Below are 13,800 nucleotides of genomic sequence, written 5' to 3' on the forward strand. Positions count from 1 at the left end.
TTGAATAACGTTCCTATGCTTGGCATACGGTGGGATATTTAGTGGTCTCAAAGGCTCCGATCTCAAACTATTTTGTTGAGAATTTACAGTTATTAATTGACCTGGCGGCACAATAAAGGCCGATTTGGAAAATGGCGACGAGAAGTGTTTCAAACTATTGTTATGCTCATTCTGTTTACCGCCGATCACTCACTTCTCAAACTTTTAACAGGGTTCATCATGGCAGCCTTGATCGACTGGAAGCTAATGGTCAATAAGGCAATAACAACTGCCACGATACCCGATAAAGCAAACATCCACCAGCTTATCGCAATGCGGTAAACAAAATTTTGCAGCCAACGATCCATCAAATACCAGGCGACGGGAGAGGCGACTACCAATGCCGCCAGCACCAGGACGACGAAATCTTTGGAGAGCATCAGGGTAATATTAGTTACGCTTGCGCCAAGTACTTTCCTTATGCCGATCTCAGCCGTTCTTCTTTTGGTAGTGAATATGGTCAGTCCAAATAACCCAATGCAGGAAATAAAGATAACGATGAATGTTGCTGCGTTAATCAGTTTTGCTGTCCGGTAATCCTTTTCATACAAAAGCGCTATCGATTCATCAAAAAACCGAAAGTCAAACACCTCTCCCGGATACATAGCCTTCCATGATTTTTCTATCTGCGCCAGGGTTACCTTCAGCGCAGCAGCCTGTTTGCCACTGGCTGCCAACTTAACGGTAAGATCCTGCTGCATCTTTGGAATATTCACGATGCAAACCGGCTTGATGGTTTCGTGAAAGGACTTTTCATGAAAGTCGGCAACTACACCCACAATAGGGTACGGCTTGTTTTGATAAAGCAGCATTTTGCCGATAGCTTCCCGTGGTTCACGAAGCCCAAGCAAGTGCAAAAAGGTTTCATTGATAACATACTCCTTTAAGCTGTCTGCCGGTAAAAGGTTTCGTCCGGCAAGCAGCTTCATACCATACAGGGACAAATAATGCTCATCTCCCGACAATTCAGGTATGCGGGTTTCCGTTCCGTTTATCCCATTCAATTTCAGCGCGATGTTGCCATCCCTGCCGTCCATAGGCGTGTATTGTTCACTGGCTACCATGCTGACGCCAGGGATCTGTTTCAGTTGCTGCGCCAGTACATTCATTTGTTTTACAGGAGCCTTGCGGCTGGTTGGCAATATAACAATGGCATCGGTATTGAAACCCAGCGCTTTGCCACGGGTATAGCTTAATTGCTGATGGACGACCAGGCTGCCGACAATAAAAACCAGCGAAAGGGTGAACTGGAAAACAATTAGTCCTTTTCTCAGCCACCAATGTCCACCACCAGGGGTTCCCGTTCCTCTCAGGCTCAGCGCGGGCGAGTAAACCGCTAAAGTCCTTGCCGGGTACAGGCCCGCAAATAAGCAAGTGATCAGCGTTATCGACAATATGAAAAGCAGGGTATTGGTTTCGAGTAACCTGAAGGTGACCCCCTGGGGGATAAATGCCTTAAAGGCAGAAAGTACAGGGTTAACCAATAACAGGGCAAGGATCAGGGCAAAAAAAGTCACCAGGAATGTTTCTATCAGGAACTGCAGCATGATACCTGTCTTGCTGCTCCCCATGATTTTCCTGACCCCCATTTCCCGGGTCCGCTGAATGGATTGGGCTGTGGCCAGGTTGACGAAGTTGACCAGGGCCAGCAGCAGGATGAATACAGCAGTACCGATCATTCCATATACAATGGGAAGGTCAGCGGTACGAATCGGATTTTCCACAACATCCGCATCAAAATGCACTTTGGTAATGGCTTCCAGCCACAGGTTAAGTTTGACATCCGGGTTTTTTGGTGCATAGGCTTTAACGATAGCGGCAAACCCGGCATTGATCTTGTCCGGGCCTGTACCCGGAGCCAATTTAACAAAAGCCTGGGTGGACATATGGTTCCAGTCATCTGCAAAAGCTTTTTTTAAGAAACTGTTTTGAACAGTGCTGTAAGAGATAAAGTCGGTAAAAGCGAAATCTGTATTTTTCTTCCAGTCTTCAACAATTCCCGAAATCTGAACACGGAGCGAATCGTCATAAACAATTTCCCGGCCAAGCAAGCTTCCCGGATCAACATTGCCGAAATACTTTTGTGCCCGGCTCAGGGTAAGCACTACTTTGTAAGGCTGGTTCAAAGCAGTTTCCTGGTTTCCGGCAAGCCAGCGGTAACTAAATATTTTGAAATATTGCGGCTCTGCCACGACTGTACCCGGATAATAGGCACCGTCGATGGAACTGTCAAAGTTTTTGGCTTGCTTATTCACATCAGGCACACTTACTTTTGCGGAATACATATAGATCGCGGAGATCGCTTCCACACCTGGAAGTTCCCTGCGTACAGCAGCCACCGAAGAATAGGGCACTTTACTCATGACATCCTGATCGCCGGCAGCAAAATGGGAGGTGGTCATTACACGGAAGATGCGATCCTTGTCCGGATGGAAAGTATCAAAACTCAGTTCGTAACCGGAGATCAGGTAAATGGCAATACAAGCACATATCCCTAAAGCCAGTCCAAGGATATTAATTGAAGTATAAATTTTATTGCGCCAAAGGATGCGCCAGGCGGTTTTAAAATAGTTCTTGAACATTTGGATCGCTTTAAGTGAATGGCCTAAATAAACACCGGCCTAAATAACGGGTAAATTTGGTGCCAATATTTAATTTATTGAATATCAGTAATATGCAATCAAAAAAACTTTCGTATTGTATCGAAAACGAACGATAGGCGTCCGCTTATGAATCACTAAAATATAGCTATTTGATCACTGCCGGGAGCAAATAATTGTTCATTAAGCGGTCGACCTGCGGATGCGCATAAGGCATATTATAGGCCGTTGCTGTAACGACAACAACCAGCGCCAGGTCCTTGAAAATATAGACCTTGCTGCCGCCATTACCGGCACAATACCAGGTTTCGTAGCTCTTGCCGGCAATTGTGTAAGTTTTATCCCAGAACAGGTAACCGTAATATTCATTGTCTTTATCCGGGATCGGCAATTGCCTGCTGAGCGATCTGGCCACCCATTGAGCCGGAAGTAATTGTTTACCCTCCCAAGACCCCCCGTTTTTATAAAGCTGGCCAAATTTTGCATTATCCAAAGCGGTCATTTGTAACCCGCCTGCGGTATTAACGACTTTTTGCGGCGTATATTCCCACTGGTATTTAGCGATACCCATTGGTTTAAATAGATTTTGGTCGGCGAATTTTTCAAGGCCCCCGGGTACCGCCTTGTTCAGGATATCCCCCAGCAAAACGACCCCCGCAGTAAAGTAATCCCATTGCTTGCCGTTGATTTTGGCGCTGTCCATCGGCAGGTCCAGCGCGAACTTGACCCAATTATCGGTCGGGTACATATTTTCCTCGTTACCTGGCGAGTCCTGGTTCTGGTCGGAGCCGTTAAAGGCCGAACTCATAGTTAGCAGGTCCCGGAGCTTGACGCTATCCTTTTTAGCGGAATAGTTAGCATAAGTTTTCAAGCCATAAAAGTCCTTCAGGGTTTGATCCTCGTTTTTTATATAATGATCTTTAATGGCTATCCCTATCAGGGCCGAGGTATAGGATTTGCTTGCCGAGCGGGTATCGTGCAAAGTTGCACGGTCAGCACCGTTAAAGTATTCCTCCAGTAAAAGTTTCCCATTTTTGATCACGACGATACTGGTGATCTTTTTAAAATCATGGTGCAGGATCTCCCGGTTCATTTGTTTGATGAGCCCCTGGTCATATTTTTCATCCGAAACCGGCCAGCCGCTTCCGGCACCGATCTGCTGTATGGCGGTCTGCGCATCTGTAATGGCTGGCTTAATGATGTTTAGTTTCGTGTGCGCGGATGCGATCAGCGGGCCGGTAATCACGGAATCCAGACGAAGGTAGGGGCGCATTTCAATCCTGAAATCATGTTTTCCTTCTGTGAGTGCAGCCTCGCCGCCGCCCCGAAGCGTGAAACGCATCCAGAGGAACCTTCCCCAGGAATCTTCATTCGTATTGGAAACCAATGGGACGCGAAAGCTGGTCCTGGTCTTTTTTTGTTCCGGCGTTCCGGCGCCTGCATTTAAGTTTTCGGTATAGAGCAGCTTCCCGTCCACATAAAAGACAAACTGGAAGTTCCCTTTGCTGACCAATCCGTCCAGAGCCATGGCCGGGGCCAGGGCTTGTAAATATGCCGTCAGCGGTTTTTCCATTTTTATCTGCATATCAAAAGCAGTGGTATCTGTGAGGTCAGTTTTGCTTAACGTAATCGTATCCTTGGTCTGTCCGAAGGATTGGAAGGTATATATTAATAAAATTAGGGTGTAAATTCTTTTCATGCAGCAAAGGTAAAAAGGAAAAGTTTGATAAAATAGAACAGGATTAACATGCGAACAATTTGCGGTATACCGAAGGCGTAGTGCCAAAAAGGGACCGGAAGCAGCGGATAAAATGGCTCTGATCCGCAAAGCCGCAATTGAAGGCGATCTCTGTTATGGATAATTCCGCATCCGGCAATAGCTTCATGGAACGTTCGACCTTTAATTTTCTTAAATATTCGCCCAGTGTACAGTTAAAGTATTTCGCGAACATCCTGGAGATATGCACCGGATGAAGCTCTAATTCTTTTGACAAATAATCCAGTGATATGATTGCCTCCTCGTAAAGGATTTCTTTTAACCGCGGCATCCATTGGGGTTTGCCTTCGTCCTTGCCAAATGAACGCAGTAGTAAACACTCGATGGATAAGCTGCTAAAGCCGTCATTCAGCTTCATTTCCTGGAACATTTTGTACAATAGGATCTTTACATCGGGACTTTTGATATTCAAGCTGCCCTCCGGACTATGCAAGTCAAACCGGCTGAACCAGGCCGGCTCTAGCTCCAGATGAAAACCACGCGTGAATCCCTCGGGTTTGATATTGTAATGGGGCTCCTGGTGATGGTGGTACAGTAAGCTTCCAGGCGAACAATGAAAGACGTCTTTGCGGTTACCCTCCAGCACAGAGCCTTGCAAAATAAAGGTAAAATAAGCTTGTTCATGATAATGCCAGTCGACATATGAATGGGTATAAACGGTATCGGTCAATATCAGGCCATCCAGCTTTAAAGTTTGATCAGTCTCTCCAAAAAACTCGCCCGTTTTCAGTTGCCTCATAACCATAAGACAATGTGAACCACAAATAAGTTACAAAAGGAAAATATTCTCATCTTAAAGGGTTAATAAACTTTCTTTCCTACTTTCTTAACTTCCTCGTCAAAATAGCCTACCATTTTGGGACATGATGTGATCCAGTTTTTTTGTTGCCCCGGTTTTGGCTGTATTCAGCGCTAATGAAGGGCAATTCTCTCAGATAGATATAATTGCTTCCCGATATAGTCCTGGTAAACCTTGTCTAATACCGCTTTATCCAGCGTTATCTCATTGACACGGGTCAGGAATTCATAGGGGGGCTCCAGGTGACATTGCGTCCTATTACATATCAAGGTCAACAGGGTATTTATTGGGAAGTATGAAATCCGGATTGGCGAAAATTATAAAAAGGCGCTCCTGCTGCTAGGTTTCAAAGGCTTACATCAGCTATAATCACGAGACTTTAGGCCATTACTACAGAATTTCACCGTATAAAATAATTTAATAAAAAAGTTCAGTAATATTGGGTACTACCGAACTTTTTTGTGGTCCCGACGAGAATCGAACTCATATCTAGAGTTTAGGAAACTCCTATTCTATCCGTTGAACTACGGGACCTTTTTTTAATGTGCAGATTTGCGTATATACAGATCTGCAAATTATAGAAGTGCAAAGGTGCAAATTATCCTTGAGTTAGTCAAAAACATTTGCACATCTGCATATACGCAAATCTGCACATCCTAAAACATCAAAATTACCGTACTACCGAGCCATTGTGCAAGGCATCAACCGGCGATACCAAGCTGAGTTTGCCATCGGCAGTCTCGGCCATTAGTATCATCCCTTGTGATAGTATGCCCTTTATTTCGCGCGGTTCCAGGTTTACCAGTATGCTCACCTGCTGCCCAATAATGGCCTCCGGCTCATAAAATTCAGCTATGCCTGACACAACTGTACGTTGATCAATACCGGTATCAATAGTAAGTTTCAGCAGCTTTTTGGTTTTGGCTACCTTTTCGGCAGTTAAAATAGTGCCGGTGCGGATGTCCAAAGCAGCGAACGTATCAAAGTCGATATTTTCTTTGGTCGGCACCAGTGCCAGTTGCTTTGCAGCGGCCGAGGCCTGTTTTTTATCCGCCAGTTTTTGTATCTGCTGACCTATCACCTCATCCTCCACCTTCGCAAACAATAAAGCTGAAGGATTTAACTGGTGACCGTTTGCAAGTTTAATATCCGCACCAAAATCAAGCGCCTCAACATTCAGCATACCGAATATCTTTTTGGCTGTGCCCGGTAAAAACGGCTGCAAACAGGTTGCTAAATGTGCTATTATAAACAAACAGTTATGCAATGCTTCCTTAGCATCATCGGGGTTGGTCTTGATGGTTTTCCAGGGCTCTTTTTCGGTAAGGTATTTATTGCCTAAGCGGGCAATGTCCATTACGTTTTGCAGGGAAGCCCTAAATTTATAGCTTTCTAAATTGCGCTCCAGCTCGTCATAAAATTCGCCGATCTGCGCATTCAGAATGTTATCGTTTAATGTAATTACATCGCTGCTGCTTTCAACTTTACCTTCGTAAAACTTGTGCATCAGTATCATTACGCGGTTCACAAAGTTGCCTAAAATGGCTACTAACTCATTGTTTACGCGCGCCTGGTAATCTTTCCAGGTAAACTCACTGTCGCTGGTTTCGGGCAGTATTGATGTCAGTACATAACGTAATTCATCCTGTTTGCCGGGGAACTCTTCCAAATATTCATGCAGCCACACAGCGTGGTTACGTGACGTGGATAGCTTCTCCCCTTCCAGGTTCAGGAACTCATTAGCAGGTACATTCTGTGGCAAAATGTATTCGCCATGCGCTTTTAGTATAGCCGGGAAAATTATGCAGTGGAACACAATGTTATCCTTACCAATAAAGTGGATCAGGCATGATTCATCCGCTTCGTTCTCCTGCTTTTTCCAGTATAGCTTCCAATCTTTATTATTATCAATGGCCCATTGTTTGGTGGCTGATATATAGCCGATAGGCGCATCCATCCAAACATACAATTTCTTGCCTTTGGCTTCCTCTAGGGGTACATCAATACCCCAGTCAAGGTCGCGGGTCATGGAGCGGGGTTGCAGGCCCGATTTCAGCCATGATTTGCACTGTCCAAATACATTCACTTTCCACTCGCCATCCTTCTCATCAATCCATTTCTCCAGCCATGGCTGATATTTATCCAGCGGCAAATACCAGTGCTTGGTGAGCTTTAAAATAGGCGCTTTACCGCTCAGTGTTGATATCGGGCTGATCAGGTCGGTAGGGTTCAATGAAGTGCCGCAGTTCTCGCATTGATCGCCGTAGGCATGCTCATAACCACAGTTAGGGCAAGTACCTACAATGTAGCGGTCGGCCAAAAACTGCCCGTAATCCTCATCATAATATTGCTCTGAGTATTTCTCAACAAACTCACCCTTCTCATACAAGTTCAGGAAAAACTCCTGCGATAGGTCGTGATGAATAGCTGATGAGGTACGGTGATAGATATCAAAAGAGATCCCGAACTCCTCAAAACTGGTCTTTATCTGGGCGTTGTATTTATCAATGATAGCCTGCGGTGTGGTATTTTCTTTTTTAGCCTTTATTGTGATGGCAGCGCCATGTTCATCAGAGCCGCATACATACACTACATCCTGCTTTTTAAGGCGCAGGTAGCGCACAAAAATATCACCGGGTATATATGCCCCCGCTAAGTGCCCAATATGTAATGGCCCATTAGCGTAAGGCAGAGCCGAGGTAATCGTGTATCGTTTAAATTTATTAAGTTGTGACATTAATATGCATCCTTATTAATAATTTGGCAAAGATAATTTATTTAAGTTAGAAAGACCGGAAGTCGGCAAGACGGAAAGACTGAAAGTGGAGCTAACTAAGAAAGTTTTTTTATTTTTATTGTTGATGATTGACAAAACCGCAGTTCAGACTACTTCCGGACTAGTGCCTCCCTACCTAAAAAAGGGCGACAAGATAGCCATTACCTGCCCTGCAAAAAAACTGCCTCATCCTATGGCGGATGCCATCAGCCTGCTGCAATCATGGGAGCTGGAGGTTATTTTGGGTGAAACCGTTGAGGCATCCTATCACCAATTTGCAGGCGACGATGAGCTGCGGGCCAGGGATATGCAAAAATTTATTGATGATGACAGCATCAAAGCCATTATAGCAGCACGTGGCGGATATGGCACAATCCGCATGATTGACAAGGTTGATTTTACTCGCTTTGCTGAGCACCCTAAGTGGGTAGTGGGTTTTAGCGATATCACTATATTACACGCGCATTTATATAGCAACTATAATACTCAAAGCATCCACGGCCAAATGCCGGTAAATATTCAGGATGCATCCGCGAAATCATTGGAAACATTGCGAAAGGCTTTGTTTGGCGAGAATATCAGCTATCATTTTAATTCGCATAACGATAACCGGAGCGGCAATGCTAAGGGCGTCTTAATTGGAGGAAATTTGTCCTTATTAGCGGCTGTGGCAGGTTCTGTATCCGACATGGATTATAGCGGGAAAATCTTATTTATTGAGGACGTAGGCGAGTATTTATACAGTGTTGACCGCATGATCCGCACGCTTGACCGCGCCGGTAAGCTTAAAAACCTGGCAGGCCTGATAGTAGGCGGCTTTACCGAGATCAAAGATAACGACATCCCCTTTGGGCAAACCATAGCCGAAATTATTATGGATGTTGTAAAGGAGTACGATTACCCCGTATGCTTTGATTTCCCTGCCGGGCATATACCCGACAACCATAGCCTTATTTTGGGCAGGATGCTCAGCCTATCAGTAAAAAATGAACACGTAGAAATAAAATATCTATAATAAAAAAACAAATTACTAAAATCAATCTCTAATCAGCAGCATGGCACTTTTCAGTAAATTAGGTAACTACAAAAACTTTGGCTTATTAATTATTCGCATTGGCTTGGGCATTATGTTCATTTACCATGGCTTCCCTATGTTGATGGGTGGGGTAAAATCATGGGAAGGTGTTGGAGCTGCTATGAAATATGTGGGTATCCATTTTTGGCCGGTAGTATGGGGCTTTTTGGCTGCGGCTGTTGATACCTTTGGCGGGTTTTTATTGATCATTGGCCTACAGTTTAGGCCAGTGTGCATACTACTGGTGATAAATTTGATTGTAGCGGCATTATTTCATTTACGTACCGGCGGTGGCTTAGGCGAAGCAGCACATGCAATTGAGGATTGCATCATGTTTGCTGGCCTGTTGTTTGTAGGGCCGGGGAAATATAGTGTGGATAAGAAATAAAGGAGCATTCCCTTAATTGGGATGCCCCTTTATAATTTTCAATAATATACAATTGGACCATTATATGAATAAGGACCTACTCCACTGGTTGGTTCAAAAGTAACATTCACCGATCTGCCTCCGCCCCCGGCACTCCAGGTTCCGGAAAATGAATATACTGCAGGTCCACCTAAAAATGTTATCGAGGTAATACCATCAGTTGGATCACCATATACAGCATAGTCTACGCCTTTTAATTGAAAATCACCTAATTCTTCAGGTGACCCTTTAAATTTCGTGCTTCTATTTTTTATAAGAACAGGGGAATTGCTCCTAAAAGAAAATAATACGGTCATTATTAAAACCGCAATTAAGGATAATAATACATTTTTCATATGGATTGGTTTTTAAGTTTAACTAAAGATAGGTTTAAGCCATTAGTTAATCAAGGAAACTTTCCACAATTGTTGCATTTTTTAATTAAAACTTAGGCTGTAAACAAAAATGGCCTGCAGATATTTCTGCAAGCCATTTCTTCGTAAAGCTTTAAATGAATTATTCGTTCATGTATGAGCCTAAGCTAGCTAAATAAGTTTCGTCGATAGTATCATCTGAATGATCTGTTAGAAATTTATTTACTTTATCGGCGTCCGCAGCAAAATCGGCTTTTATCGATTTCTTTTTTAAATCAAGTTTTTGGCGGCTGTTATTGTGCAGGTCTAATACATAATATTCGTAGCTATCCTGGTATGAATCATAGTTATTGCCTGTGCTAGCTATACCGTTTGTGGTGTAATCAGCCTTTACAAACTTAGTTTTTACTGTTCTGAATATCTTGTATTTTTTGCCTGTTGACAGGATCTGTACATAATGGGTTGGGTCAACATCAGGCATGCGTTCAAAAGTATATGATACATTTGCCCCGTCAACTAACGTGAATGATTTTACAAGTCCTTTATCAACTTCAATTGCTGATTTTTTATCCTGCGATAATAATAAGCCACCTCCCATTTTATCATAATTAAAGTAGAATGTATGATTTTGAATGATGGAATCCTGCGCATTTACCACATATCCGTGCGACCATGCAGATAACAAATACCGGCTACCTTCAGTAGCGTCCTTATGGCTAAACGACGGGAATGTTGCACCAGCCGTAAGATTATAACCAGCACCATTAGCATTATTTGTACTTGGGCTAAATGCTTCCTCCAAACTTGCTCGTTTGCTCATCTCAGTACCGCCGGCAGCTACTGTTGGGGTTGATGCAATAGCTTCACCAGATTTTGGATAAAGTACAATATCAAAATGAGCACTATTATCAACATTTACAAGGGTATCCTTATAACCATAGCAGCTAATGGCAAGCTTTGATTGAGGGCCGGCACTAACGCTAAAATTACCTAATGAATCGGTATAGGTGGCATATTTAAGTTGTTTATCCTGCACAAATGCATAATGCAGTATATCGCCAAGATTATTTTTTACGGTACCTGTTACTGTAATAGTTTGCGCTGTTGCAAATTGGGCTATTGATACTACTAAAAGCAGTATTGAAAATATTTTTTTCATAAATATATATTTAGCTCTAAGATAATATTTCATTATTATTTAGCAAATTTTTATCGTCAGCAAAGTCTAATTTTTTTATATAAAAATCGGGAATAATTATTATCACAAAAAATTAAACCCAAAAAAGCCGCTCAAGTATTTGAGCGGCTTTTTTAATTAAAAGTATTATACGATTATATTGGATTTGTAAAGGTATATACCTCCGTAAATGTAACACGTGGTGTACCGGCCTGAACCATGATGTATTTTACCGAAATTTTAAATCCAACAGTACCCGGTGTTCCGCTTGTTGCATTAATACCTGTAGGGTCCAATACTGCTGACCTGGAGTGAGCTCCCGAGTTTTGACCATAATAGTTAGTAACTCCGGTTACTTTACTGGTTGTTGGGTCAATTGTAAACTCTGGCGAGAAAGAACCAAAGTAGCTTGCGCCGCCTAAATATATAGGGTGACCGTAACCAACGTTAGCGCTGATATCATAAAAGTCAACCACATATTTGCTAACTGTCAGCAATTCGATCTTTTCAGGATAAACACCCTGGGTAATTGCACCACCAGTATCAAAGAAAGTACCGTTGTTGGTATAAGCACCTTCATAAATACTCTTCAATAAAATTTTCAGAATGATCTCTGATAAGTTGCTGGCAATAGTTGCGCCTGATGCATCCTGAAGCTTGAAAGCTAAAGTGTTATCATTATTAAAATTAATCTGATCACCTGTAAAAGTTATATGCAATTTTACTATTTGCTGCCCTGGTGAAATAGTTACCTTACCGCCATTAGCTAAAGCATATTGGGTACTTGGTAATAGAACAGCATTTGTATCAACATTGGTTTTATAAGTATTAAACCCAGCAGGATCAGGAACAACATTAACTGTAACTGGTGTTTTTAACGTTAAAGAAGCTACTGATAATGTTACTTCTATATCAGAAGCATCTGTTGATTTACCCAATATTTTGGTAACCATAGGTACTGGGCCAATACCAGCATACTGGAAACCTACCAACGCGGGACTGTCTCCAAAATTTACAGATCCTGGCCCATTATCCTTTAGGCAAGATGTAAGGGAAAACGATGCAACCAGCATAATTAATGCAAGGTGAAATCCTCCCGTTTTAAAAAATTTATTTCTTTTCATTTTCTTTTTCTTTAATGAGTGAATCATCGTTTAATTATTTATCCCAGAAAATTTTGCCATACTGCGCAGGTGCGGTTATAACCGGCACATTAGCCGCATTGGTGTTTAGTTCTGATTGAGGATACAGGTACCTGGTAGGTATCGCGTTTTGTACGTGTGTTGTAGCATGCGATATATCAAGTATTGATTTTACAGGGTAACCACTGCGGCGGTAACCTGTCCATGCTTCAACCCAGTTAATACTGTTTAGTGCAGCCCACTTTTGTGTTAGAATAACACCTAAAGGATTGCTTGAACCCGGAAAATAAGAATAGGTATCATCATTTACACTACCAATTAGCCCAGGGTTTGCATTGTGTGTTCCTTGTAAATAATAATCTGCTTCTGCAATCGGGCTTCCCTCGAATAATTGAGCATTCAGGTATACAAAGTTTTGCTCAACAGCCTCCTTATAGAATGTTCCAGCATCACCTGTTATCCAACCTCTTTGTGCAGCTTCAGCCTGTATAAATAAGCTTTCAAAATCTGAAAGTATTAATTGATCCTGTAAAGAGCTTTTCAATGTACCTGTGGCTCCAGTTATTGTAACACCAAACGCAGCTTGATTACCATCACCACTAATTTGCGAGGTAGATGAATTGGAATTAGATTTAGGGTCACCATCATAGTTACCTTCTGGAAATCCTGTACTAGCGTAAGGCGCTCCATAAAAGAAGTTCTGCCTTTCATCACCGGTATTGATACCAAAATTTATAGCGTATGTATTTGCACGGAAATAACCTTGCTGAACGTTTACAGCTGTTGGTGTTTCAAATATGGCATAAAAAGGATTTTGCTTATTGCTGGTATTTGAATAGCCTGGGTTAACAGCAGCGCTTAAACCCGCAGGTAAATAACCTGCGCCATTTGCGGTAATTTTTGCGATCTCCGCTGTGCGATAAGCAGTAGTGATTATGGCATTTTCATGTAACAATAAACTCAATTTCAGTGTATTTGCAAACTGTATCCACTCTGTCATACGTGTTGCCGGCGCAACGCCCGCACCGCGACCAAAAATAAGGTCATACTGGTCATCAGTAGTAATCTGTGTTTTCGGAGCTATTTTGTAATAGGCAGTTGCAGCCTGGAAAACGGTTACCGCGCTATCAAGCTTAGTGATCAGTTCGCCATATATAGTAGCTGCATCATCATATTTAGGTGTTTGATATTTTGTAGGGTTAAATGCCTGAGAGTATGGCACATTACCATAAATATCAACCAACCTTGAAAAATGAAGTGCTTCCATAACTTTGGCAACACCCACATAAAATGGCAGGCCGTTAATAGTACCAGCAGTTTCAATGTAATGGTATCTGTTTAATGTAGTATATTCAGTTGCCCAATCATTATCAGTCATACTATTATTGAACTGATATTGCTCATTTATTGGGTCGCTTACATAGTTACCACTACGTGACCAGTAACCCATATATCTGTTAACGTTCAGAAAATCTGTACCCATCGCGTTTGCCGAACCTGTTAAGGCTGCGGACAACACCACGTTTGGCGTAACCACTGTTGGCTGGTTAGGGTTATTGTTAACATCCAGATATTTTTTACAACCCGATGCAAACACCGAGGTAATAAAAAGTAATATTATAGTTTTTTTCATAA

10 protein-coding genes and 1 tRNA gene are annotated in these 13,800 nt (G+C 42.5%); 2 read left to right on the forward strand and 9 right to left on the reverse strand.

Annotated features, from left to right (window positions below):
• Positions 1–185 precede the first annotated feature (185 nt).
• From BLU33_RS21025 to metG, 5 genes are all read right to left on the reverse strand, one after another.
• Complete coding sequence (locus tag BLU33_RS21025) at positions 186–2,621, reverse strand: ABC transporter permease (RefSeq protein WP_091377867.1); 2,436 nt, start codon at positions 2,619–2,621, stop codon at positions 186–188.
• A gap of 166 nt (positions 2,622–2,787) precedes the next feature.
• Entirely contained in the window at positions 2,788–4,338 is a 1,551-nt protein-coding gene (locus tag BLU33_RS21030) for a serine hydrolase domain-containing protein (protein ID WP_091377870.1), read from the reverse strand.
• A 43-nt stretch (positions 4,339–4,381) separates the two neighbouring features.
• Complete coding sequence (locus BLU33_RS21035; RefSeq protein ID WP_091380868.1) at positions 4,382–5,155, reverse strand: helix-turn-helix domain-containing protein; 774 nt, start codon at positions 5,153–5,155, stop codon at positions 4,382–4,384.
• 522 nt (positions 5,156–5,677) lie between these two features.
• A tRNA-Arg gene (locus BLU33_RS21040) sits at positions 5,678–5,749 on the reverse strand.
• Positions 5,750–5,885: 136 nt separating this feature from the next.
• Positions 5,886–7,952 (reverse strand): methionine--tRNA ligase, encoded by a 2,067-nt coding sequence (gene metG, locus BLU33_RS21045; RefSeq protein ID WP_091377871.1) that lies wholly within the window; start codon positions 7,950–7,952, stop codon positions 5,886–5,888.
• 124 nt (positions 7,953–8,076) lie between these two features.
• On the opposite strand from metG, the gene BLU33_RS21050 reads away from it, so the two are divergent.
• On the forward strand, positions 8,077–9,006 hold the full coding sequence (locus BLU33_RS21050) for a S66 peptidase family protein (RefSeq protein WP_091377874.1): 930 nt from the start codon (positions 8,077–8,079) through the stop codon (positions 9,004–9,006).
• 40 nt (positions 9,007–9,046) lie between these two features.
• Entirely contained in the window at positions 9,047–9,454 is a 408-nt protein-coding gene (locus tag BLU33_RS21055; protein ID WP_091377877.1) for a DoxX family protein, read from the forward strand.
• A 38-nt stretch (positions 9,455–9,492) separates the two neighbouring features.
• Here BLU33_RS21055 and BLU33_RS21060 read toward each other — a convergent pair whose 3' ends face one another.
• The 4 genes from BLU33_RS21060 to BLU33_RS21075 form a co-directional block, all read right to left on the reverse strand.
• On the reverse strand, positions 9,493–9,828 hold the full coding sequence (locus BLU33_RS21060; protein ID WP_091377880.1) for a hypothetical protein: 336 nt from the start codon (positions 9,826–9,828) through the stop codon (positions 9,493–9,495).
• A 160-nt stretch (positions 9,829–9,988) separates the two neighbouring features.
• Entirely contained in the window at positions 9,989–11,005 is a 1,017-nt protein-coding gene (locus BLU33_RS21065) for a peptidase associated/transthyretin-like domain-containing protein (RefSeq protein ID WP_157682297.1), read from the reverse strand.
• A 173-nt stretch (positions 11,006–11,178) separates the two neighbouring features.
• A complete protein-coding gene (locus BLU33_RS21070) occupies positions 11,179–12,147 on the reverse strand; it encodes a DUF1735 domain-containing protein (RefSeq protein ID WP_157682299.1) in 969 nt (322 codons plus the stop codon).
• A 34-nt stretch (positions 12,148–12,181) separates the two neighbouring features.
• Positions 12,182–13,798 (reverse strand): SusD/RagB family nutrient-binding outer membrane lipoprotein, encoded by a 1,617-nt coding sequence (locus tag BLU33_RS21075; RefSeq protein WP_091377887.1) that lies wholly within the window; start codon positions 13,796–13,798, stop codon positions 12,182–12,184.
• Between the last annotated feature and the right edge of the window lie 2 nt (positions 13,799–13,800).

This window comes from Mucilaginibacter mallensis (assembly GCF_900105165.1).
In the GTDB taxonomy this organism is placed as follows: Bacteria; Bacteroidota; Bacteroidia; order Sphingobacteriales; family Sphingobacteriaceae; genus Mucilaginibacter; species Mucilaginibacter mallensis.